We start from the raw sequence: 430 nt of genomic DNA, 5'->3' as shown, positions 1-430 counted from the left end.
AGCGTCACCGTCGAAACGTCGCGGAGAACTCGTTTTTCGGACTCTCACCGGAGACTGGACGGTCGGTCGGCGCGGTCGCGTCGGCCGTGTCGGCCGCGTCGGTCGCATCCTCTTCTCGGTCGCGCGTTTGGGCGGCCAGTTCCGTGTGGAACGCGGCCGCGAGCGCGGGAAACACGAGCGGGAGTGCGACCGTCAAGACCAGACATACGACGAACAGCGTCGCGGTCACGACGCCGACCAGCACCGTCGCCACCGGCCGCTCGACGGACCACCGGTAGCCGTCGGTGACGGCGTCGAACGCGTCGTCGCCCTGCGCGAGCGCGACGAAGCCCAGCGCGAAGACGACCCACGCGTGATACGCGAGATAGAACCCGACCATCCCGAGGACGCCCGCGAACGCCGACCCGGAGGCGGAGAACCGGCCGAGATA

The 430-nt window shown here is 69.3% G+C and carries 1 pseudogene; it reads right to left on the bottom strand.

Features of this window, described 5'->3' with window-relative positions:
- Positions 1 to 4: 4 nt before the first annotated feature.
- A pseudogene (locus DEQ92_RS23075) lies at positions 5 to 430 on the bottom strand (hypothetical protein); the annotation flags it as partial.

The sequence above is a fragment of the Haloferax sp. Atlit-6N genome (genome assembly GCF_003383195.1).
Classification (GTDB): domain Archaea; phylum Halobacteriota; class Halobacteria; order Halobacteriales; family Haloferacaceae; genus Haloferax; species Haloferax gibbonsii.
Note: the sequence above shows the minus strand (reverse complement) of the source record. Positions and strands in the feature narration are given on the sequence as shown.